The sequence below is a fragment of the Paenibacillus phyllosphaerae genome, from assembly GCF_014192105.1.
Taxonomy (GTDB): Bacteria; Bacillota; Bacilli; order Paenibacillales; family Paenibacillaceae; genus Paenibacillus_Z; species Paenibacillus_Z phyllosphaerae.
This window is the reverse complement of the sequence record NZ_JACHXK010000003.1, coordinates 433852-454553: the sequence shown is the minus strand read 5'-3', so window position 1 is coordinate 454553 and position 20702 is coordinate 433852. Positions and strand designations below refer to the sequence as shown.

Genomic DNA, 20702 nt, shown 5'->3' with positions numbered 1-20702 from the left:
CGAGCTCTTTACTTGCTCCTTGCCGTAGTACAGCTATTGTCACCGCAGACATTTCACTCAATACGAAGCAGAACATACCGATTTTAGGTAACCGTTGAACCTTGTACTAAATCCGGAAGCAGCGCCATATGGTGTAATAACAGCCTTGTCCATTTGTCTAATTATGGGAGGGATTCATCGGATGAAAAAAGTAACCACGGTTCGGATACCATCCCCCATGCTTTCCGGTATCCTCTATGCATCCATTTGGCTTGCTCTTGGCGCAGTACTCTTGTCCCTGTTGTTGCGCTTCGGGAGCATGCAGGAGGAGCAACTTTCATTGTACAGTCTATTCGTACATGGTTTTGCCGCATTGGCCGGCGGATTCGTATCGGGCAAACGATCTGGCAAGCGAGGCTGGTATTATGGGGGAGCGCTGGGTCTGGCGTACGGTCTGCTAATCCTCTTGGTCGGCTTCCTCGCTTCCAATGCAGGACTGACGGCAGACACGCTGACCATGATGGGCACTACACTCGCAACAGGAGCCCTTGGCGGAATTTTCGGGGTAAACATGCATCGCTGAAGACAACCCATTTGTTAACATTTTTGCCCGTTGTAAACTCCCCCTGCGAATGTGATATACTAAACCGAGTGTTTCACGCGCAAACGCGCTTGCACGTTTAGGGGGATATACAATATGGTTTTGTTTGACAACATGACGACGGTTGCGATATACACGACGCTGACCGTAATCGTTCTACTATGGTATGGCGCTCGTACCAACCCGTTTCGGATTGGCGGCTTGTTCGTCAAGGAGCTGACGACATCGCGGTCATTCCTGCTTCACTTTGCCGGACTGCTGGCCATTCTGTTCTGTAATAAGATCGAGCTGAAGATAGAGAATGCGTATATTGACAATTCGGTTAATTTCGCAGGTCTGTTCCAATCTATTGAAGGAAACTTCGTCAGCAACCTGCAGCATACGTTCGAGAATCCGATCTTAACAACGGTACTGTCTTTTATTTATGTCGTGGTCTTCCAGTCGTTAATGATCACTTCAATCGGCATTTACACGTATCAGGACAAGACAAAACGGATGTTCTATGCGATCTGTTATGCGATCATGATCAATTACTTCATTGCGATCCCGTTCTTCCTGTTCTTCCCGGTCGATGAAGTATGGTATCACGATCCAACCGTACGTTTCCTGATGCTCGATGTGTTTCCGAACTTCGAGACAGAGTATAGAGCGTTGTCCGGCCTGAACAATTGCTTCCCAAGTCTACATACGTCCATCTCCGTAACGATTGCGGTACTAGCTATTCGTTCAGGCAATAAACGTTGGGCTTGGTTCTGCAGCATCATCTGCCTATGCGTACTCTTCTCGATATTCTATCTCGGCATCCATTGGTTGATTGATATGTGCGGCGGACTAGTGCTTGGCCTGTTCGCTTCTACCGTGGGATTGAAGCTGAGCAGCACGACAATTCGCTTCCGTACCAAACGTCGCGCCATTGTCGCTACCTCTCCTTCGAGCCGCTCGCTCGTCCATGAAGAAGCAAATTAATAATCCATGCGAACGAACAGTGCTTGTTCCCATCAGGGAACAAACACTGTTTTTGTGTGCACACACGCAAACGCAAGGCAACAAAAAAGCGGCAAGGAGAGGATCCCTCTTCCTGCCGCTTCTAACCTTTTGCTTAAGCTTTAACTTCTTCTTTTACTTCTTCCTTCTTCTCCAGCACTGGAGCAGCTGCGCTAGCGGACGTTACGCTGTTGATCGCGCTGCGATCAAACGTGATCTTCGTTGCATCGTTAACGCGAAGAACAATCGTGTCATCCGTAATCTCGTGGATGGTGCCGTGCATACCGCCGATAGTGACGACCTTATCGCCTTTTTTCACTGCGTTCAGCATAGCTGAACGTTGTTTTTGTTTGCGCTGCTGCGGACGAATAAGAAGGAAATAAAAGACCGCAAACATGAGCACAAATGGCAAAATGGAACCTAAACCTGCCATGAAACTAACCCCTTTCTAGAATCCTTTATCATTGTCAAACAGTCCGTACTTCGCGAAGAAGTCATCCCGGAAATCGAGCAGCCGGTCGTCCATAATCGCTTGTCGTACATCCCGCATGAGCTGCAAGAGGAAATGCAGGTTGTGGTACGTGGTCAGTCGCAGTCCGAATGTCTCATCCGCCTTAATGAGATGGCGGATATACGCTCTGGAATAGTTCTGGCACGTGTAGCAAGTACATTCCGGGTCCAATGGGCCGAAATCTTCGGTGTACTTCGCGTTCTTGATTACAACACGCCCACCGCTTGTCATGGTTGTACCATTACGCGCAATACGCGTAGGTAATACGCAGTCGAACATGTCGACACCGCGGATCGAGCCCTCGATCAACGCATCAGGCGAGCCGACTCCCATCAAATAGCGTGGTTTGTTGGAAGGAAGAAGTGGAACCGTAACGTCCAGCATGTTAAACATCATGTCCTTCGGTTCACCGACACTTAGTCCACCAATAGCATAACCCGGGAAATCCATGGAAGTCAAATCTGCCGCGCTCTGCTTGCGGAGATCCTCATACATGCCGCCTTGCACGATCGCGAACAATGCTTGATCATGCGGACGGGCGTGCGATGCAAGACAGCGTTCTGCCCAGCGAGTCGTCCGCTCCAGCGATTGCTTCACGTAGCTATGATCGGCCGGGAAAGGCGCGCATTCATCGAAGGCCATCATAATGTCCGGTCCGAGCGCGTTCTGGATTTCCATTGCTTTCTCCGGCGAGATGAACAGCTTGTCGCCATTCAGATGGGAACGGAAATCGACGCCTTCCTCTCGAATCTTGCGCATGTTGCTCAAGCTGAATACTTGGAAGCCGCCGCTGTCCGTTAAGATCGGGCGATCCCAGTTCATAAACTTATGCAGACCGCCTGCCTTGCGTACGATCTCGTGACCTGGCCGGAGGAAGAGATGGTACGTATTGCTCAGAATGATATGAGCATCCATCCGTTTGAGCTCCTCTGGGCTCATCGTCTTCACCGTAGCCTGTGTGCCTACGGGCATGAATGTCGGTGTTTCAATAACGCCATGAGGCGTATGTACACGGCCGAGCCGTGCGCCCGACTGTTTGCAAACCTTGATCAATTCGTACTTAATCGCCACTGTGCCCTCGTCCAATCCTTGTTAGTAGATAAACATCGCGTCGCCGAAGCTGAAGAAGCGATATTCCCGTTCGATCGCTTCCTGGTAAGCTCGCATGATCGCCTCTCTGCCAGCCAACGCACTGACCAGCATCACGAGCGTTGACTTCGGCAGGTGGAAATTCGTCAATAAAGCATCCACCAGCTTAAAGTCATATCCCGGATAGATGAAAATATCTGTCCAACCGCTGCAAGCTTCGATTACCCCATCCGCAAAGCGGGAAGCGGCCGTTTCTAACGTCCGCGCGGAAGTGGTGCCGACCGCAATGACTCTTCCGCCGCGCTCCTTCGTCTTGCGAAGCAGCTGCGCTGTCTCTTCGCTCAGCTCATAATACTCGGCATGCATCTGGTGTTCCTCGACGCGATCTACCGACATCGGACGAAATGTACCTAGACCAACATGTAGTGTTACGTAGGCAATATCGATTCCGTTTCGAGAAATTTGCTCGAGGAAGGATGTTGTAAAGTGAAGCCCCGCCGTAGGCGCAGCTGCGGAGCCCGCATGTTTGGAATATACGGTCTGATACCGTTCGCGATCCGGAAGCCGTTCCTTGATATACGGGGGAAGCGGCATCTCGCCGAGTCGGTCGAGCAGTTCCTGGAAGATTCCTTCGAACTGAAATTCGATCTCACGCGCTCCCATATCCCCTTCAGCAACAACGACTGCGCGAAGCAGCGGTTCCCCGTTGTCGTCGCTCCCGAAGACGAGCTCCGTACCGACTTTTAATCGTTTCGCCGGCTTAGCCAGCGTCTCCCACCGTTTGTCCCCGGTCTGCTTGAGCAGCAACAGTTCCGCCTTCGCTCCCGTATCCGGCTTAACGCCGAATAGTCGAGCAGGAAGAACACGGGTATTGTTCAGTACGAGCGTATCTCCCGGCTGGAGCAAGCCTTCAAGATCGGTGAACGTGCCATGTTGGATCGACCCGCTCTCCTTATTCAGCATAAGCAGCCTGGAGGCTGTACGCTCTGCAAGCGGAGTCTGCGCAATAAGCGACTCCGGCAATTCAAAATCAAAATCTTCTACATTCATGTCAGTTGTCAGTCCTTACCGATCGTTACGTCTTTATAGTAGTATTGCAAAATATATTTGTAGTCATACCCTTTATCTGCCAATCCGCGTGCGCCATATTGAGACAAGCCTACACCATGTCCATAGCCGTTGCCGACGAACCGGAAGGTAGGTTCTTTGGACGCCGCCCTAACTTCGCCTTTGCCATTCATAATATAGATGTCTGAATCCGAATAAGCAGTTGCAGCGCCGTCACTTCCGAGAACCGCTAGCGATGAACTATTGCCTGTACGTTCGCTAGTTTTGTTGTTAGCCCCTGCGATCGTCATTCTCGCAGTCTCATCGATCGTGAAGAACGTGCTAGGAAGCCCGCCCAACGCGGAGCGGTAGGCATCCGGATAACTGACATCCAGCTTGGCGCCATTGACGAGAATTTCCGTTGGCCTGCCGGATGGTCCCGTCTTACTGACCGAAAGCGTCGTGATCGGCCCTTTGACGGCGGTTTTAACTTTGCCGGTAATCGTCGCAAGCAGCTGGGAGGAGGTAAACGGTCCACGTATCCATGACATCTCGTTCGATTGTACGACACGCTCGATCATAACGACCATCGTGCCGCTATTGACTGTCGCGACCGGCGTGACCGAATCTTGGATCAGCGGAATCGGACGCACCTTCACGCCATCGCCTTTCACGCGCAGAATGGCGCTGCCCGCAGCCGTCTTCTCCTCGGTCGTCGCTATTAGATCCTCGCGGATATAACCGTTCTTACCATTAGGCAGCACGACCCGATACCAATCGTACAGCCCCTTCTCTGAAGATTCATCCGGGCTTGGGACTGATTTCAGATAGGGAACCGCATTGCCCCAAATTTCTTGCGCGTCAGCGGATGCACCGCCGGCGCTGGAAGAGAATAAGGTCTCGATTGCTTTGCCGTTGTACATCGCGATCTCGCTAGTTGTCGCATCGACAGCGGCAATCGTTGTCGGTTTCTCTGCCGTGATGCCGTTATACGCTTGGCTTTGGACCGAATCCACGACATGGGCGATTTGAAATCCGAAGCCTTGATAGATCGCATACGTCCTCGCCGCCACAGCTTGAGCTTTAAGCGCTTCGGCCGGCCAAGAAGACGGCATCTCTGCACCGACTACGGAATATAAGTATTGCTCAAAAGGCAGCTCATTGACAATAGCCAGTTTACTATTCAGTCCGCTGATCTCGAATTGGCCGCGATAGCTTCGACTGTACCTTTCCGCAAGCTTAATGCCGTTTGCGGAGTTGCTTTGCAGCCATACTTTTGTCCCCGTTAGTGGAACCGAAATCAGCTTCTGCGGTGATTTCGCCGATTCTGTAACCGTGAAGTCATCTCGCAATCCTACATAAGAAGCTTTGGTATCCATCGTTTTGAGGCCAGCGCCCCCAGTAACTGCCGCCGCAAGTTGTTTAACCGCCGCAAGTCCTGCGTCATCAGAGGCTGCACCGACCAAGACGGTATACTGGCCCTTGCCTTCGCCAGATTGCTTCATGGCTGCAAAGGCAGGAATACCTGCGTCTCCAAAAGCAGCAACAGCCTTAACCGCATCTGCTTCCGAACTATAGACACTGCCCTCCAAGTGAAGAGGACCCGCCGGCAGAGCTTGAGCCTTGCCGGTAAGCGAAGCGAGCGTCGCGTCCTTCGTCCACTTGTCAGCCGCGGTTTTGGCCGCGGCAGCCGTCGTATACGCGCCTTCCATTACGCTATACATCGCAGCGCCTGTCCGTGGCGATGAGGTGAGGAATGGCGTACCGCCAGCCGTCTTCAACCGTTTGGAGACGGATACCGCCTTCGCGAAGTCCGTTGTTTCCATGACCGTAACTTTGTAATCATCCATCGTAAGGCGAATAGATTCTCCTGCCTTGGTCTGAAACAAGGATTGCACGCCTGAAGGCTGCCTAATGCCAACATCGATCGGCGCTGCTGAACTGAACGTTCCGATGGCCGTATTCACCTGATATTTGCTGAGATTGATGAATATCGCAACTCGGATCGTATCGAGCTTCGGGACAGCTCCGTACGATGGCCAGACCGTCCATACGGAGACTAGCACAAGCGCAGCCAATAATGCTACGGTCATACGCCACATGCTTGACCTCTTGACGTTCCTGCTTCTGCTGATTGACACCAGCATGGGATCGCCCTCCTCCTTGTCAGCCATGCGGCTTAATTATTCTCATTCATTCTTGTCTTTGTTCGGCAAGACCCGTTGCATCCCGCATCTACGGTTCCGAACCAAGCATATCTTCGTTTGGCGATGAACCGGTACAAGGCCTCTGCTGCACGGCCAAGACCCGGCACCCGGTATAGCCCGTTCAACCAAGCGAATCCTTTCACGTTCTGCAGGATCCGTATGACGGCAGCAGCGCCTTTCTCGATATTCCCGTAGGGGTCGACAATATGCAACTGATCGAGCAGTTGCTCATGACCGCTTCCAAGCAACCAGGTTCGAGCAGGTTCAGCGATGCGGCTCAGATCCACCGCTTCGTTCCGCAAAGATTGAACCGCCATGAATCGAAGATCTGCCCGAACGCGAAGTTGGCGGATCTGGCGGACGACATTCAAGCACAAGTTGCAATTGCCGTCATAGAGGACGAGCAGCTCTTGATTATGTCGACTCATGGCTCCCGTGTCGCCTCCTCGCACATGCTTCGCCGCTGCTCAGTCTAGTTATCCCCGCTGCCAGGCTGTTGCGGTATAGGCAGCCCTAAGTGCTGGTAAGCCTGAGGCGTTACGATCCGCCCCCGCGGCGTGCGCTGCAGGAAACCGATCTGCATCAGGTATGGCTCGTACACATCTTCGATCGTCTGGCTCTCTTCGCCGATGGTTGCTGCCAACGTGTCCAGTCCGACCGGGCCGCCGCGATAATTGTTGATCATGGCCAGCAGCATCTTGTGATCGATCTGGTCAAGACCGAGCGGATCGACTTGAATGAGTTCCAGCGCATAACGAGCAAGGTCATGCGTGACGATCCCGTCGCCTCTAACCTGGGCAAAATCGCGAACGCGCTTCAAGAGTCGATTGGCTATCCGCGGCGTTCCTCTGGAGCGCATCGCAATCTCTCGGGCGGCCTCGCCCATAATATCGACGCCGAATATCTCAGAGGCGCGCGAAACAATATAAGCCAGCTCGTCGATCTTGTAGAACTCGAGACGGCTGACGACGCCGAAGCGATCTCGAAGCGGCGCGGATAGCAGGCCTGCCCGAGTCGTCGCTCCGATCAGCGTAAATGGCGGAAGATCCAGTCTTACCGAGCGGGCGCTTGGGCCTTTGCCGATCATAATATCGAGGGCAAAATCCTCCATCGCCGGGTAAAGCACCTCTTCTACCGTCCGATGCAAGCGATGAATCTCGTCGATGAAGAGAACGTCCCCTTCTTGCAAATTGGTCAGCAGCGCCGCCAAATCTCCAGGCCGTTCGATCGCAGGACCGCTCGTCGTGCGCAGATTGACGCCGAGCTCGTTGGCGATGATGTTCGACAAGGTCGTCTTCCCGAGCCCCGGCGGACCGTACAGCAGAACATGATCGAGCGCTTCCTTGCGCAGCTTGGCCGCTTCGATGAATACCTTCAAGTTTTCTTTCACTTGCGACTGGCCGATATATTCGGCCAGATAGCGGGGACGTAAGCTAAGCTCCACTGCCTGATCTTCCATCATCAGATTAGCGGATATTATCCGATCATCCATATGCTCATCCCCCTTTCAATTTAACCTTTAAAGAGTTGTCCGAGCGCTCGCTTCATAAGCGCGTCCACCGTCTCATCCGGCGTTACTTTATCCTTCATTCCCTGCCAAGCCCGATCCAGCTCGGCCGACGTATACCCGAGGGCGCTAAGTCCCTCTCTCGCTTCGCGCCATGCGATGCCGCCTTCACCCGCAACTTCGAATGCCGGCTGCGGCGTATCGAAGGCAACACCGTCGGCTGTGATACTGAAGCCGCCCGACACCGCTTCGAGTTTGTCCTTCAGATCGAGGATCATCCGCTGCGCCGTCTTCTTGCCGATGCCCGGCAGTTTGGTCAGGAACGATATGTTCTCTTGGCGTATCGCGGCTGCGACTGCGTCGGGCTTACCTCCTGCCAAGATACCTAACGCTACCCGCGGACCGATCCCGGATACGTCCAGCAAGGTGCGGAACATGCGCTGCTCCTCGCGCGTCGCAAAACCGAACAGCAAGGTCGCGTCTTCGCGAACGTGATGGTGCGTGTAGACCGTTATGGCCTCATCATGCTTGGCAAATTGATACGGATTGGGCGTATACACCTGATACCCGATATCGCGAACGTCCACGACGATATATTCCGTATCCAGATGGACGACCCGACCTTTAACATAGTCGATCACGGTCTGTTCACCTCGTTTATTTTTTGAGTAAGAACCGATGAATGCGCATGGCAAATCGCCACTGCGAGCGCGTCCGCAACGTCATCGGGCTTCGGGACGGCCGACAGCTTCAAGAGCATCCGTACCATCTCTTGAACTTGGCGCTTCTCGGCCTTGCCATAGCCGACGACGCCTTGCTTAACCTGCAGCGGCGTATATTCGGTAACGGGCAATCCCCGCTGAGCGGCAGCGAGAATAATGACGCCTCTTGCCTGACCGACCGAAAAAGCCGTGGTTACGTTCTTGTTAAAGAACAGCTTCTCGACGGCAACCGTATCGGGCTTGTATTTATCCATAAGTGCACATGCAGAATCGTATACCTGCAGCAGCCTTGTTTCCTGCGGCGTATGCGCCTCGGTCTGGATGGAGCCGTACTGAACAGGAACGAGCTTACTGCCTATTTTATCAATGAATCCGAACCCCACGATCGCAATCCCGGGGTCAATGCCTAGTACGCGCAACAACCTTCTCTCCTCACGCCAACGTATCGCTTCCCAAAATGGCTACTCCATTATAGCAAATGTTCGCCTATATGAGAACACGTGTGAGACGTTCGAATGCAAGCGATCCCCCGTTCTGCGGCAAAAAAGAAAAGAGACGGCTTGGAGCGCCATCTCTTCGCAACAGTTAATAGGTGGATTTCATTACGCGTTCACTGCGGCCGACCGCATAATCGCTGAAAGTCGACAGCACGCTGTTATACTCGTCTTTATCCGTGACCCGGATGCCGGTCGTCAATTGTTCGACCTGTTCCTTGGGCAAGCTGCTCTCCATGAAGTTGACGTCCAGCTGAAAAAAGGTACGCAGCACCTTCTCCTTTTTCGGCGGTCCGTCGAACAAGGAAAGGTTCCCGCTCTTGTCTACCCCGAAGGTTGCGGACTCCTTGCAGGCATCCGACAAATCATCGATCCATTGCTGCATGACGACGGTCCCGTCTTTTTCCAGCACCGCCGTCCATCCCGGATGTTCCTTCAGAAGTCGCAGCGTCTCGTGACCTGTCATCCGACCGAGTGTCTGCTGCTCCTCGCCGCATAAGTAAATTCGTTTCACCACGACGGCGAACGGCTCCATGCCGCTCGCGAGCTTGTCGATGACGCTGCGGGTCTGCAGCTTTTGCCCCGCCTCTTGCTCTTGTTCTTCGTCGTAATTCGAATTCGCGGCCTCCGAATGTTCAACGGGAATATAGACAACATCGGCATAGGTTGTATGTGCAGCATAGAGCATGGAAAAAGCAGCTAAACATCCTAGCGACCAGGTCGGACGCCGGCTACGGCGAAGCCGTTTCTTCAATTGCTTCCAAAGGCTAAATTTCACCACCTGCGAAAGCACCCCTTTTTTCCTTTTTTGCTAGTGTCCCGCTCCTATTGGGGAATTATGCATGAATAACCTGCAAGTTGCATCTTCAACGCAAAAAGACCTGCCGCTTATTAAGCAGCAGGTCGAAGTCTCTGTTGCATTACCGGTTAATCCAAGGCAGGCTTGCACCGTGGCGCTTCGATTGCGAAGAACGCGAGGAGCGGGTCTTGGCGGCCGCTTTCTTGACCGGTTTACGCGCCGGCTTGTGGCTTGCTTGCGGCAGATCCAGCTTTAATTCAAAATCGTCTTCGGCCTGAACCTCAGCCTCTTTTTCCCTATTATCGCCGCATCCGCAATCGTCCAGCTTTTTGCTGACTTCGAGCGTTTGGAGCGGCGAAATTTGGCCATATCCGGAATAGCCGTACGTCGGAACGCCCCATGGTCCGGCAGCTTGAGGTGCGACATTGTGCGCGTCATAACCATATCCGCCATGAGGCGCTTCGATCGGCGATTGGCCCCCGTGCCCGTAGCCATAGCCGTAGCCATGATGAGCCGACTCGACCGGCGAAGCCAATGTCGGACCATAACCGTAACCATAATGCCCTGTCTCCTGCGGGGAAACAGCCGTCGGTCCGTGACCATAACCGTGTTGCGCATGATCGACCGGCGAAGCTGTCGGTTGACCATATCCGTAATGACCTAAATTAATCGAGCCAGTGGATGTCTCACCGTAGCCATAGCCTGCATGGCCTGACTCCGTTGGCGATACCGTCGGGTTATAATCGCCGTATCCGGTGTGACCGCCATACTCGATCGGCGAAACATGGCCCGAGCCATAGCCGTAACCGCTGCCGTATCCCGCATTGTCGGCAGGCGCGGAAGTTTCATAACCGTATCCATGCGGCGGCGTAATCGGCACCGGAGCTCCCCATGGAAGCGTCGATGCTCCCAATCCTGTAGGAGGGCAATCATCTTCCTCTGCAGGGCTCACATAGGTAGGCTGAGCTTGCGGGCCGTAACCATATCCGTGATGGCCATGCTGCACAGGCGCAGTCGGACCTCCATATCCGTACCCATGACTAGCCGGTTTCTCCTCCGGATACTTCGGCAGCTCCTGAAGCGCCAAGACCTCCGTAGCTGGTATTCCATATTGTTGGAACAGATCAATATGCTTCTCGTGTTCATGCGGCGCCTGATAGCCATAAGACGGCTTCGTTTCTTGCGGTAGCCCGTATCCATAGGTCGGTTTCTCTTGCGGTAGCCCGTAGCCATAAGTCGGCTTCATCTCTTGCGGTACTCCATAGCCATAGGTCGGTTTCGGCTTCTCGATAGGCAGCTCGATCTCGATGATCGGCAGTTGGACCGGCGGTTCAACGACAGGTACCTCTTCGACCGGCGCTTCAGCTACAGGCTCTTCCACAGGGGCCGGTTCAGGCTCTGGCACAGGTGTCGGCAGCGGAATAGGCGCGGTGTCGGCTTTGCCTGTGATTGGAGCCGTATCTGCTTTGCCCGGAATCGGGGAGGTATCCGCCTTACCGGCGATCGGCGCGGTCGACTTTTTGCCTACGAACGGGATGGAAGGCAGTACATCTGTCGGAATCTTGTTCACCAGACCTTGCACGCCCTGCATGACAGATAGCGGATGCAACGGATGATGATGCGTACTGCCTGGATGTGCGCCGTTCTCGATCTCAGGCACAACGATCGGCGAGCCCGGTTTCGGAACGTTAACGACTTCGCCGGTCAACAGCACGTTCGGGTTTTTCAACTGCGGGTTAGCCTTAATCATGTCGCTGAGCGGAACGCCCCAAGCCTTGGACAGCTTCCACAGCGTATCCCCCTGCTTGACGACATGCTGATGCATGATGTCGACCTGGACCGGTTTCCATGTCGGCACCTTAACCTTTTGCCCAACTTCAAGCTCATTCGGATCCGTTATGTTCGGGTTAAGCTTCAGCACTTCCTCCAGCTGAACATTGTACTTCTTGGCAATGAAGTACAGCGTGTCGCCCTTCTTGACGATATGGATTTTCACTCGCACTTACCTCCTAGCGCCTCTCATACGTTCGCAACAGGCAAATGCCCGTTGTTTATCCTTACATCCTATGCAGGAAATAGGCGAGTGTCGCCCATCCGGGGCAAAAAAAAATGAAGAGCCCGTCTCGCCGATAGCGAAAGCCGTGCTCTTCAACCGTCAATCCTGTCTTATTCAGCTGTCGTAAAGGTGAAACTTGGATAACTGCCCAGAATGCGGACCTGGCAGCCCAGCGCCTCAATCTCGGCAATGGCCGCCGTCAGCAGCACAGACTCCATCGACAGATTAATATCGATAAAGAAATAGTACGTGCCGAGCTTCTTCTTCGTCGGACGGGATTCGATCCGCGACAAGTTGATCTTCCGCCATGCGAAGGCAGACAGCACTTGATGCAGCGCGCCCGGGAAGTCTTCCGGCAACGTGACCAGAATGCTTGTCTTATGTGCGTCCGATGTGCGCTCGGTAAATGGCCGATCCCCCACCAATAGGAACCGAGTGAAATTATTATCATGATCGGTTACGCCGCGATCGAATACCTGCAGCCCGTTGTTGCCGGCCGCAATCGTCGTCCCGATTGCCGCCCAGCCCAGGCCGGGATTATCGCGAACGATCCGGACCGCTTCGGCCGTACTGCTCACATGCTCTTGATCCGCATGCGGCAGATTCTCCTTCAAGTACTGCTGGCATTGCGCCATGGCGACCGGGTGGCTGAGCACTTTTACGATTCTGCTGTAATCCAGTTCGCCTTGCCCGCTCGTGAGCTCGCTTTGATGTCCAATCAGATTCTGGATGGACGGGTACACCCATTCCGCCTGAATCGGAAGGTCGACCTCATGGACCAGCCAATCGCTATGTAGCGTGACGGAGCCCTCAATCGTATTCTCGATCGGAATGATGCTGTAATCCGTCGTTCCGTTGTCCGTCGACACGAACACGTCGGCAATCAGCTTATGATAGACATACTGCGCCTCTTGGCCGGCGAACAAATAACGGGCTGCTTCGTCCGAAACCGAGCCAGCCGGCAGCAGAGCTACTTTAATCATGAAACGATTTCTCCTTTAATGCGATCCATGAAGGACAGGCCGTCATGCTGTTCCCGTACTGTCACCTGCGGTCCTTGCAGATCCGGACGCAGCCACTGAATCGTCGATGTGATCCCTTCGCTTAGGAGCGTATCTTGCAGGAAGCTCTCAAGCTGCGGCTTGCTCGTGCTGCTGGCTGCCGAGAATGCAAGCAGGGTAGGACCGGCGCCGCTGAGCGCTGCGCCTAAGGCGCCATGCTCGCAAGCCTGATCCAGAATCGCAGCCATGCCAGGAATGAGTGCCGCCCGGTATGGCTGATGAAGCCGATCTCGCATCGCATGCCGGATCAAATCCAGCCGTCCGCTGGCGAATGCGGCTACCAGCAAGGAACTGTTGCAAACGTTGAATACCGCGTCTTTCATCGAGATCTCGGTCGGCAGCGCATGTCTGGCCTTCTCGGTGGACAGCTGGAAGTTCGGAATGGCGACCAACACGTCGAGCTCCTGAGGAGGCTCGAGCCTTACATGCTCCGCACGCTTGCCATCCCAGGCCGAGACCACGATGCCCCCGAACAAGGAGGCTCCGACATTGTCGGGATGCCCTTCCAGCTGGGTTGCAATCTGGAATAGACGGTCATTAGACAGCACATTGCCAATCAAAGCGTTCGCCGCAGTCAAAGCCCCGACAATCGCCGAAGCGCTGCTCCCTAATCCGCGCGTAAGCGGAATCTCGCTGTACATCGCTATGTGCAGCTCAGGGATTACGACGCCAGCTTCCTCGAATACAAGCTGAGCGACTTTATAGATCAAATTGGATTTATCGCGAGGCACGCCATCCATCCCGTGGAGATCGAATGTCGTTTCACCGGATTGCGAGATGCTCATCTCCAGCCAAGCATACAGCGATAACGCCATGCCCAGGGTATCAAAGCCTGGTCCCAAATTCGCCGTGCTCGCCGGGATTCTAACTAGTACGTGACGCTCAGACATCTTTATTTCACCTTCCAACCTGTGAATAACTGCTGCTCTTGCGGTTAACCTTCTACGCGATAGACGCTCTTGACGCTCTTGACGACGTCCATCGATTCGAATGCAGCCAGAACCTTATTCACAGCCGCTTTGCTGGCATCATGCGTAATGATAATGATCTCCGCCTCAGGGAGCGTAGCATTAGGCTGCTGGACAACCGACTCCAGACTCACTTCGAACTCCGCGAATGCTTGCGTAATGCGCGCGAGTACGCCTGCACGATCATCCACGTGCAGAAGCAAGAAATACTTGGAGGCGATCTGTTCGTCCGTCTTCAGCTTCTTCTCTTTGTAGGTCAGCGTCAGCTGCTTGCCGTTCACGCCGAGTCTGAGATTCTTGACCACGGCTACCAGGTCAGCGACAACGGAGGTCGCCGTCGGCAGCTCACCTGCGCCCGCACCGTAGAACATTGTCTCGCCTACCGCTTCGCCGTATACGTATACGGCATTGAACACGCCGTTAACGGAAGCGATCGGATGGGAGTTCTTGACCATCGTAGGTTGAACCGCGACGCTGATATAGTCATCCTGGCGCTCAGCGATCCCGAGCAGCTTCATCTCGTAACCAAGACGCTTCGCATAAGCGATATCCTCGCGGCTGACCTTCGAGATGCCTTTCACATCGACATCTTCGAGCGATACGTCGGAACGGAAGCCGAGGGACGCCAGAATCGTCATTTTGCGAGCGGCATCGAGTCCCTCAACGTCGGAGGTCGGATCAGCTTCGGCATAACCGAGCTCTTGCGCTTCTTTCAGCACCACGTCATAAGCCGCGCCTTCCTTGCTCATCTTCGTCAAGATGAAGTTCGTCGTGCCGTTCACGATGCCCATAATCTTCGTGATCCGGTCCGAAGAGAAACCTTCGATCAACGTACGAATGATCGGAATACCGCCGGCGACACTTGCTTCATAGAGGACGTCACAGCCATGCTCGTGCGCCTTGGTCAGAATCTCGGGACCGTGCACGGCCATCAGATCCTTATTCGCCGTTACGATATGCTTGCCGCGAGCGAGCGCCTCAAGAATATAAGTTCTTGTATTCTCGATGCCGCCCATTACTTCGACGATAACGTCGATCTCCGGATCGTTCACGATATCCCATGGATCCTCGGTCAGTTTATCCGGGTTCACATGAATGCCGCGCGATTTGCTCTTATTCTGCACGAGCACTTTCTCGATGACGATCGGCGAGCCCACCTGGCTTTGCAGATCCTCTTGATGGCCTTCCACAATACGAACGACCCCTGTACCAACAGTACCAAGGCCAAGCAAGCCTACTTTGATCGGTTTCATTAGTTCTCCTCCATCTTCCTTCAATTATCCTTGTCCGATGATTGACGCCTTGCGCACGCCCGCGAGACTGCGCATGTTCTCGAGCAACTCATTAGGCGTCCCGCTCATTGGCGACGTATCAACGGAAATAACGACGTTAGCGAATCCTTGCAGCGGAATGGACTGGTGAATCGTCAGCACATTGCCCTCGGATTCCGCTACTAATCCGAGCACTTTGGACAACAAGCCGGCGCGATGCTCCAGGTCAACGGATATCGTTACGATCTGCTCCCGCTTCAGCTGGTTCAACGCGTAGACACCGTCTTTATATTTGTAAAAGGCGCTGCGGCTAAGACCAACGCGCTCCACGGCCTCGTGGACGGTCGCTGCTTCGCCGCGTTGGAGCATCTCTTTCACCTGAATCGTCTTCACGATTCCTTCCGGCAAAATGTCCTCCCGAACGACAAAATATCGTTCCGACACTGATCGTCCTCCTAATAAAGACATCTGTACACTTATAGTGGACATTATAGCGGATAAACGGCTCAGCGGCAATAGGTGGATTGCTGCATAATGCCCCTATTATAACGGAAAGGGCTCCCAGTAGGAAAAAAAGTTACCGTAAATCGGCGAAAATTCGGAGATCTTGGAAGCCGATTAGCCGAATCAATCAAAAAAAAGCCGCCTTGCATACCGGTAAACCGGATATACAAGAGCAGCTTCTACTTCGCTTACTCGTAAAAATAATCGGTGCCTTCAAAGAATTCAAACGAGAATTCGCCGATGTGAACCAGATCGCCGTCCTTCGCGCCGATCTTGCGCAGCGCCTCGTCGACGCCCATCTTGCGAAGCGTCCGTCCAAAACGCATGACCGCATCGTAGGAGGTCAGGTTAATCCGTTTCATGAACTTCTCGATCGCCTCGCTCTCGACGACGAACCAATCGTTCTCGCGGCGTACCTTGAAGGAGGTGTCCTCCTTCTTCTCGAGCGTATACACCTTACGCTCGGCGACATCCTTCACTTCTTCCAAGAGCGGCATCTCCGGCACGGTCTCAAGCAGGTCCGCCGCCTTATACAACAGTTCCTGGACGCCTTGCTTGGTCAAGGAGGACATGGCCATGATTTCATACTGCTGTCCGCCCTCATGCCCCGCCAGTTGCTCGCGGAACATCTCAAGGTGCGCTTCAGCATCGGGCATGTCCATCTTATTCGCCACAATGACTTGTGGACGTTCCGCCAGAATCGGGTTATAGAGCTTCAGCTCTTCGTTAATCTTCACCCAATCCTCGAACGGGTCTCGCCCTTCCGAACCGGACATGTCGATGACATGCAGGATGATCCTTGTCCGTTCGACGTGACGCAGGAAGTCATGACCAAGGCCGACGCCTTCATGAGCACCTTCGATGAGACCCGGCAGATCCGCCATGACGAAGCTGCGGCTGTCGCCGACGTCAACGACGCCAAGATTCGGCGATAGCGTCGTGAAATGATACGCGCCGATCTTCGGCTTCGCGCCCGATACGATGGAGAGCAGCGTGGACTTCCCTACGCTCGGGAAGCCGACAAGACCGACGTCTGCCATAACCTTCAGCTCGAGAATAACCCAACGTTCCTGACCTTCTTCGCCGTTCTCGGCGAAATCTGGCGCGGGGTTGCTCGTCGTCGCAAAACGCATATTGCCGCGTCCGCCGCGTCCGCCCTTCGCGATAATAACTTCTTGACCGTGGCGAGTCATGTCCGCCAGCACTTCCTGCGTATCCTCGTCGACGATAATCGTTCCCGGCGGAATCCGTACAACCATATCTTCTGCGCCGGCACCATGCATGCCTTTCACTTTGCCGCGTTCGCCGCGCTCTCCTTTGAAGTGCTTCTGATAGCGGAAGTCCATCAGTGTGCGCAAGCCTTCATCTACGCGGAAAATAACGTCCCCGCCTTTGCCCCCGTCACCGCCGGCCGGGCCTCCGTTCGGAACATACAGCTCCCGACGGTACGATACGATTCCGTTCCCGCCGTCGCCGCCTTTTACGAATATCTTTGCCTTATCTACAAACATGTAAGTCCTCCGTTCAATTTCCGAGCTTAGCCGCAAGCTGCAGCCGCTCCGTAGACTGCTCGCCTCCGATTGGAGCGAGCATCGTTCCTTTAATTCGCTGTTTCCATCCTTGCTGCCATTCCGCCACATCGTTCACTTCACCGATAAGTTCGTAGGTAACGAGAAGCGACTTCTCCTCCCTTACGAAGGTGACGATGAGCTGAGAAGCTTCGCCGCCGGTCGATTTGTTGGCGAAGCGGTACAAATTGATCAGATCCATCACGGTATGCGCAAGCTTGTCGCTGTCGAGCGGGAGCTCAGAAAGGTTGAGTTCCCCTTCGATTCGCACATCAAGCGTGAGCGCATTCGTCAGTGTTCGGAAGGATTGTATAAAAGCAATGAGGGCAGGAATGCCCAGCTTGGCAATCTTGCTTTCCTCCGTCATTCTTTCTCTTATCTGTTCCACGTACTGAATCGTTCTATCCATCTTCTGTAGGCGGATATATCCGTATAAGACCTGCAAATCATTCATCCAATCATGGCGATGGTGATTGAGCGTCCGCACGGATGCGGATTGAAGGGCATGGATCGTGCGGGCTGTCCGCTCGGCCTGCTCCTTGCGCTCGCACCAGATCCAGATCGCGGCTGCCATTATACTCCAGACGATGAAGACAGCCAGTAACCATAGCTCCGATCGCCAAACAATTACCGCTGCTGCAGGGAGTACAATAGATGCAGCAGCATACAGCTTAACCGACGATAAGCGACTCATCCATACTGCCCTACTTTCCTGTTCTTTCCTTGACCTCACCAGTATAGCACGATGGCGCGCAAAGTTCACTCCCCGTGGCATGTTGGTCAAAAGGAGCACAGTTTGCGCGTCATCGCATGCACTGCCCGTAAGCGGCAAAAAACCCCGGCCCTGCAACCAGGACCGGGGCGTTCGCTTGTTCCTTACTCAACTGCTGCCGCTACCGGAGCAACTGCGATCGGGTAGACGCTGACTTTCTTACGGTCACGTCCCCAACGTTCAAACTTAACAACGCCTTCCACCAATGCGAACAGCGTGTCATCTTTACCGATGCCAACGTTGTTGCCTGGGTGAATTTTCGTTCCGCGTTGACGGAAGAGGATGCTTCCTGCCGTTACCGCTTGACCGTCAGCACGTTTAGCGCCAAGACGTTTCGAATGCGAGTCACGACCGTTCTTCGTGGAACCTACACCCTTCTTGGAAGCGAAAAGCTGAAGATTCAGTTTCAACATGGTTTTTCCCTCCTTTATTCCTAAGATTGAGATTGTTCACGAACCTCAACATATTTCCGATAGGAAACTGCAATCGATTGGAGCATAACTCGCATCGATTCCAGTAAAAGTTGTATTCGTTCATTCACCGAATCATCCGCTTGAAGCGGAATGTCCGACTGCAGCCAGCCGCTCTTCATGGAAGCCGGAAGGGCTACGCCGGTCAACTCCTCAATCGCGTTCACCGTTCCTACCGAAACCGTCGATACGCCGGCGCAGACAATGTCTTGGCCGCGTTTCGCAAAGTTAGCATGTCCCGTAATCGCAAAAGATGTAATTCGGTTGTCATCCGCCGATCGTACAATCGTAACTGTAATCATCTCGCATCATCCTTGCGATTAAGCTTGGATTTTGCCGATTGTTACTTTTGTATACGGTTGACGATGACCTTGCTTACGGCGGTAGTTTTTCTTCGCCTTATATTTGAAGACGATAATTTTCTTGCCTTTACCGTGCTTCTCGACAGTTGCTGTTACAGTTGCGCCGGATACGACCGGAGTACCTGTTACCAGACCGTTCTCGCTAGAAACAGCCAGTACACGATCAAACGTGTAAGTGCCGCTCTCTGGAGCGTCCAATTTCTCGATGAAAAGAACATCGCCTTCTTGAACTTTGTATTGCTTGCCACCAGTTTCGATAATTGCGTACATTGTGGGTGCACCTCCTTGTTTCGAAGACTCGCCTGATACAGGTGCCGCTTGCGAATAACGCAAATCGATCTTGATACCTGTTCTGTGCGGTATGTGTGCTAGAAAGGAACCTTTCATAGGCACTCGAGCATTGTAACACAGTTTAGAACCCATTAGCAACAGCTATTCTACTAATATCGACCATTATAGCCCGAATTATGACTAGATTTGCGGCGAACTTTGCACTTTTCCTTTGCCTTTGCAAATCGGACATGTCTCCAACCGGTGCGAACTCGCATGTTCGCGTACTTTTTTTCGAGTGAGCTCCAGCAAACCGAGGCGCGTCCAGCCGACGATTTGACACTTCGTTCGGTCGAGCCTCACGAGCGATTCCAGTCGCCGAAGCACCTCCTCGCGATGGCCTTCGAGCTCCATATCGATAAAATCGACGATGATAATGCCGCCAGTATCGCGCAGGCGCAGCAGTCTTGCGATCTGCTCGGCTGCTTCCATATTCGTCCGGAAGACGGTATCCTCCAGATGGCTTGTCCCAACGTATTTGCCCGTATTGACGTCAATGACCGTCAGCGCCTCCGTCGTATCCCAGACCAGATCGCCCCCGCTGATAAGTCGAATGCGACGGTCGAATGCTTCGTGCAGCTGATCTCGCACCCGGTAATAATCGAATACGGATCCGTTCTGGCGATGCAGCTTCAGCCTCGGCGCAAGCGACGGTGCCATCTGTTTCACCATTAATTCCATCTCCGCATAATGATTCCGGTCATCCACCCAGATTTCGTCGGTTTCAGCAGTCAGATAGTCGCGCACGATGCGCAGAGACAGCCCCGCTTCGCGATGCAACTCGCTCGGAGCCGTGTGATGTACTGCTTGCTGCTCGATGCTGTGCCATCTCTGGCGGAGAAAAGCCACATCCGCTTCCAAGGCTTCGACCGCTTCCCCGCCTGCTGCCGTGCGCATAATGATGCCTTCCCCGGCTTGCCGAATGGCTTCAGCCGTACCGCGCAACCTTCCCCGCTCCGCCTCTCCGTTCACCTTCTTGGATACGCCGATGTAGTCCGCATGAGGCATATAGACAAGGAATCGTCCCGGCAACGAGTAATGGGTCGTCACGCGTGCCCCTTTGCCGCCAAGCGGCTCCTTGACGACCTGAACGATCAACTCCTGCCCCCGCGTCAACAGATCCGTAATCGGAGGTTTCTCCTTCGGCTGCCGTTCAAGATGCGGATGAAGAACGTCATCAATATAGAGAAAAGCATTCTTCGCCAGGCCGATGTCCACGAAGGCAGCCTGCATGCCCGGCAGCACGTTCATCACTTTGCCTTTATAAATACTGCCGACCAGTCTGCCGGCAGCTTCAAACTTCTCCATGTCGAACTCCATAAGCCGACCGTCTTGCAGAATTGCAGTTTGCAGCGAGTCGCGCCCGCTGTGCACCAGCATTTGTCTCATTGCAGCTCAAC

At 53.8% G+C, this 20702-nt stretch carries 22 protein-coding genes; 2 read left to right on the top strand and 20 right to left on the bottom strand.

Annotated elements, in window-relative coordinates; translation table 11 throughout:
* Nucleotides 1-181 precede the first annotated feature (181 nt).
* Complete coding sequence (locus FHS18_RS09735; protein ID WP_246427549.1) at nt 182-562, top strand: TIGR04086 family membrane protein; 381 nt, start codon at nt 182-184, stop codon at nt 560-562.
* 114 nt (nt 563-676) lie between these two features.
* A complete protein-coding gene (locus tag FHS18_RS09730; protein ID WP_183599458.1) occupies nt 677-1546 on the top strand; it encodes a phosphatase PAP2 family protein in 870 nt (289 codons plus the stop codon).
* A gap of 133 nt (nt 1547-1679) precedes the next feature.
* On the opposite strand, the gene yajC is transcribed toward FHS18_RS09730, so the two are convergent.
* The 20 genes from yajC to FHS18_RS09630 form a co-directional block, all read right to left on the bottom strand.
* Nucleotides 1680-1997, bottom strand: a complete 318-nt coding sequence (gene yajC / locus FHS18_RS09725) for a preprotein translocase subunit YajC (RefSeq protein ID WP_183599456.1) — start codon at nt 1995-1997, stop codon at nt 1680-1682.
* A gap of 15 nt (nt 1998-2012) precedes the next feature.
* A complete protein-coding gene (gene tgt, locus FHS18_RS09720) occupies nt 2013-3146 on the bottom strand; it encodes a tRNA guanosine(34) transglycosylase Tgt (RefSeq protein ID WP_183599454.1) in 1134 nt (377 codons plus the stop codon).
* A gap of 21 nt (nt 3147-3167) precedes the next feature.
* Entirely contained in the window at nt 3168-4214 is a 1047-nt protein-coding gene (gene queA / locus FHS18_RS09715) for a tRNA preQ1(34) S-adenosylmethionine ribosyltransferase-isomerase QueA (RefSeq protein WP_183599452.1), read from the bottom strand.
* An 8-nt stretch (nt 4215-4222) separates the two neighbouring features.
* On the bottom strand, nt 4223-6313 hold the full coding sequence (locus FHS18_RS09710) for a SpoIID/LytB domain-containing protein (protein ID WP_246427548.1): 2091 nt from the start codon (nt 6311-6313) through the stop codon (nt 4223-4225).
* A 77-nt stretch (nt 6314-6390) separates the two neighbouring features.
* Nucleotides 6391-6846: a thiol-disulfide oxidoreductase DCC family protein gene (locus FHS18_RS09705; protein ID WP_183599448.1), complete on the bottom strand. Its 456-nt coding sequence runs from the start codon at nt 6844-6846 to the stop codon at nt 6391-6393.
* A gap of 44 nt (nt 6847-6890) precedes the next feature.
* Nucleotides 6891-7910, bottom strand: coding sequence for a Holliday junction branch migration DNA helicase RuvB (ruvB, locus tag FHS18_RS09700; RefSeq protein WP_183599446.1), 1020 nt, complete (start codon nt 7908-7910; stop codon nt 6891-6893).
* A gap of 20 nt (nt 7911-7930) precedes the next feature.
* On the bottom strand, nt 7931-8566 hold the full coding sequence (gene ruvA / locus FHS18_RS09695) for a Holliday junction branch migration protein RuvA (RefSeq protein WP_183599444.1): 636 nt from the start codon (nt 8564-8566) through the stop codon (nt 7931-7933).
* Nucleotides 8563-9066: a crossover junction endodeoxyribonuclease RuvC gene (ruvC, locus tag FHS18_RS09690; RefSeq protein ID WP_183599690.1), complete on the bottom strand. Its 504-nt coding sequence runs from the start codon at nt 9064-9066 to the stop codon at nt 8563-8565. The genes ruvA and ruvC overlap by 4 nt, the downstream gene beginning before the upstream one ends.
* Nucleotides 9067-9232: 166 nt before the next feature.
* A complete protein-coding gene (locus tag FHS18_RS35140) occupies nt 9233-9922 on the bottom strand; it encodes a BofC C-terminal domain-containing protein (protein ID WP_183599442.1) in 690 nt (229 codons plus the stop codon).
* A 139-nt stretch (nt 9923-10061) separates the two neighbouring features.
* The gene (locus tag FHS18_RS09680) at nt 10062-11936 is read right to left on the bottom strand and encodes a LysM peptidoglycan-binding domain-containing protein (RefSeq protein WP_183599440.1); all 1875 of its coding nucleotides are present in this window, start codon (nt 11934-11936) and stop codon (nt 10062-10064) included.
* 170 nt (nt 11937-12106) lie between these two features.
* Nucleotides 12107-12979: a prephenate dehydratase gene (gene pheA, locus FHS18_RS09675; protein WP_183599438.1), complete on the bottom strand. Its 873-nt coding sequence runs from the start codon at nt 12977-12979 to the stop codon at nt 12107-12109.
* Nucleotides 12976-13947, bottom strand: coding sequence for a homoserine kinase (gene thrB, locus FHS18_RS09670; protein ID WP_183599436.1), 972 nt, complete (start codon nt 13945-13947; stop codon nt 12976-12978). The genes pheA and thrB overlap by 4 nt, the downstream gene beginning before the upstream one ends.
* Before the next feature lie 44 nt (nt 13948-13991).
* Nucleotides 13992-15278: a homoserine dehydrogenase gene (locus FHS18_RS09665; RefSeq protein ID WP_183599434.1), complete on the bottom strand. Its 1287-nt coding sequence runs from the start codon at nt 15276-15278 to the stop codon at nt 13992-13994.
* 24 nt (nt 15279-15302) lie between these two features.
* A complete protein-coding gene (locus FHS18_RS09660; protein ID WP_183599432.1) occupies nt 15303-15740 on the bottom strand; it encodes an ACT domain-containing protein in 438 nt (145 codons plus the stop codon).
* Between the two features lie 248 nt (nt 15741-15988).
* The gene (gene obgE / locus FHS18_RS09655) at nt 15989-17311 is read right to left on the bottom strand and encodes a GTPase ObgE (RefSeq protein WP_183599430.1); all 1323 of its coding nucleotides are present in this window, start codon (nt 17309-17311) and stop codon (nt 15989-15991) included.
* Between the two features lie 13 nt (nt 17312-17324).
* The gene (locus tag FHS18_RS09650) at nt 17325-18062 is read right to left on the bottom strand and encodes a Spo0B domain-containing protein (RefSeq protein WP_183599428.1); all 738 of its coding nucleotides are present in this window, start codon (nt 18060-18062) and stop codon (nt 17325-17327) included.
* A 182-nt stretch (nt 18063-18244) separates the two neighbouring features.
* Nucleotides 18245-18553, bottom strand: coding sequence for a 50S ribosomal protein L27 (gene rpmA, locus FHS18_RS09645; protein WP_183599426.1), 309 nt, complete (start codon nt 18551-18553; stop codon nt 18245-18247).
* Nucleotides 18554-18573: 20 nt separating this feature from the next.
* Complete coding sequence (locus FHS18_RS09640) at nt 18574-18912, bottom strand: ribosomal-processing cysteine protease Prp (protein ID WP_183599424.1); 339 nt, start codon at nt 18910-18912, stop codon at nt 18574-18576.
* Nucleotides 18913-18930: 18 nt separating this feature from the next.
* On the bottom strand, nt 18931-19242 hold the full coding sequence (rplU, locus tag FHS18_RS09635) for a 50S ribosomal protein L21 (protein ID WP_183599422.1): 312 nt from the start codon (nt 19240-19242) through the stop codon (nt 18931-18933).
* A gap of 201 nt (nt 19243-19443) precedes the next feature.
* Nucleotides 19444-20691: an Rne/Rng family ribonuclease gene (locus FHS18_RS09630; RefSeq protein WP_183599420.1), complete on the bottom strand. Its 1248-nt coding sequence runs from the start codon at nt 20689-20691 to the stop codon at nt 19444-19446.
* Nucleotides 20692-20702 lie beyond the last annotated feature (11 nt).

What these genes read in the sequence shown, in the direction of transcription:
- yajC (WP_183599456.1), bottom strand. Translation starts at nt 1,997, where the DNA reads ATGGCAGGTTTAGGTTCCATTTTGCCATTTGTGCTCATGTTTGCGGTC.
- rplU (WP_183599422.1), bottom strand. Translation starts at nt 19,242, where the DNA reads ATGTACGCAATTATCGAAACTGGTGGCAAGCAATACAAAGTTCAAGAA.
- FHS18_RS09640 (WP_183599424.1), bottom strand. Translation starts at nt 18,912, where the DNA reads ATGATTACAGTTACGATTGTACGATCGGCGGATGACAACCGAATTACA.
- FHS18_RS09710 (WP_246427548.1), bottom strand. Translation starts at nt 6,313, where the DNA reads ATGTGGCGTATGACCGTAGCATTATTGGCTGCGCTTGTGCTAGTCTCC.
- ruvB (WP_183599446.1), bottom strand. Translation starts at nt 7,910, where the DNA reads ATGGATGATCGGATAATATCCGCTAATCTGATGATGGAAGATCAGGCA.
- pheA (WP_183599438.1), bottom strand. Translation starts at nt 12,979, where the DNA reads ATGATTAAAGTAGCTCTGCTGCCGGCTGGCTCGGTTTCGGACGAAGCA.
- rpmA (WP_183599426.1), bottom strand. Translation starts at nt 18,553, where the DNA reads ATGTTGAAACTGAATCTTCAGCTTTTCGCTTCCAAGAAGGGTGTAGGT.
- thrB (WP_183599436.1), bottom strand. Translation starts at nt 13,947, where the DNA reads ATGTCTGAGCGTCACGTACTAGTTAGAATCCCGGCGAGCACGGCGAAT.
- FHS18_RS09650 (WP_183599428.1), bottom strand. Translation starts at nt 18,062, where the DNA reads ATGAGTCGCTTATCGTCGGTTAAGCTGTATGCTGCTGCATCTATTGTA.
- obgE (WP_183599430.1), bottom strand. Translation starts at nt 17,311, where the DNA reads ATGTTTGTAGATAAGGCAAAGATATTCGTAAAAGGCGGCGACGGCGGG.
- FHS18_RS09730 (WP_183599458.1), top strand. Translation starts at nt 677, where the DNA reads ATGGTTTTGTTTGACAACATGACGACGGTTGCGATATACACGACGCTG.
- FHS18_RS09630 (WP_183599420.1), bottom strand. Translation starts at nt 20,691, where the DNA reads ATGAGACAAATGCTGGTGCACAGCGGGCGCGACTCGCTGCAAACTGCA.
- FHS18_RS09665 (WP_183599434.1), bottom strand. Translation starts at nt 15,278, where the DNA reads ATGAAACCGATCAAAGTAGGCTTGCTTGGCCTTGGTACTGTTGGTACA.
- queA (WP_183599452.1), bottom strand. Translation starts at nt 4,214, where the DNA reads ATGAATGTAGAAGATTTTGATTTTGAATTGCCGGAGTCGCTTATTGCG.
- FHS18_RS09705 (WP_183599448.1), bottom strand. Translation starts at nt 6,846, where the DNA reads ATGAGTCGACATAATCAAGAGCTGCTCGTCCTCTATGACGGCAATTGC.
- FHS18_RS09735 (WP_246427549.1), top strand. Translation starts at nt 182, where the DNA reads ATGAAAAAAGTAACCACGGTTCGGATACCATCCCCCATGCTTTCCGGT.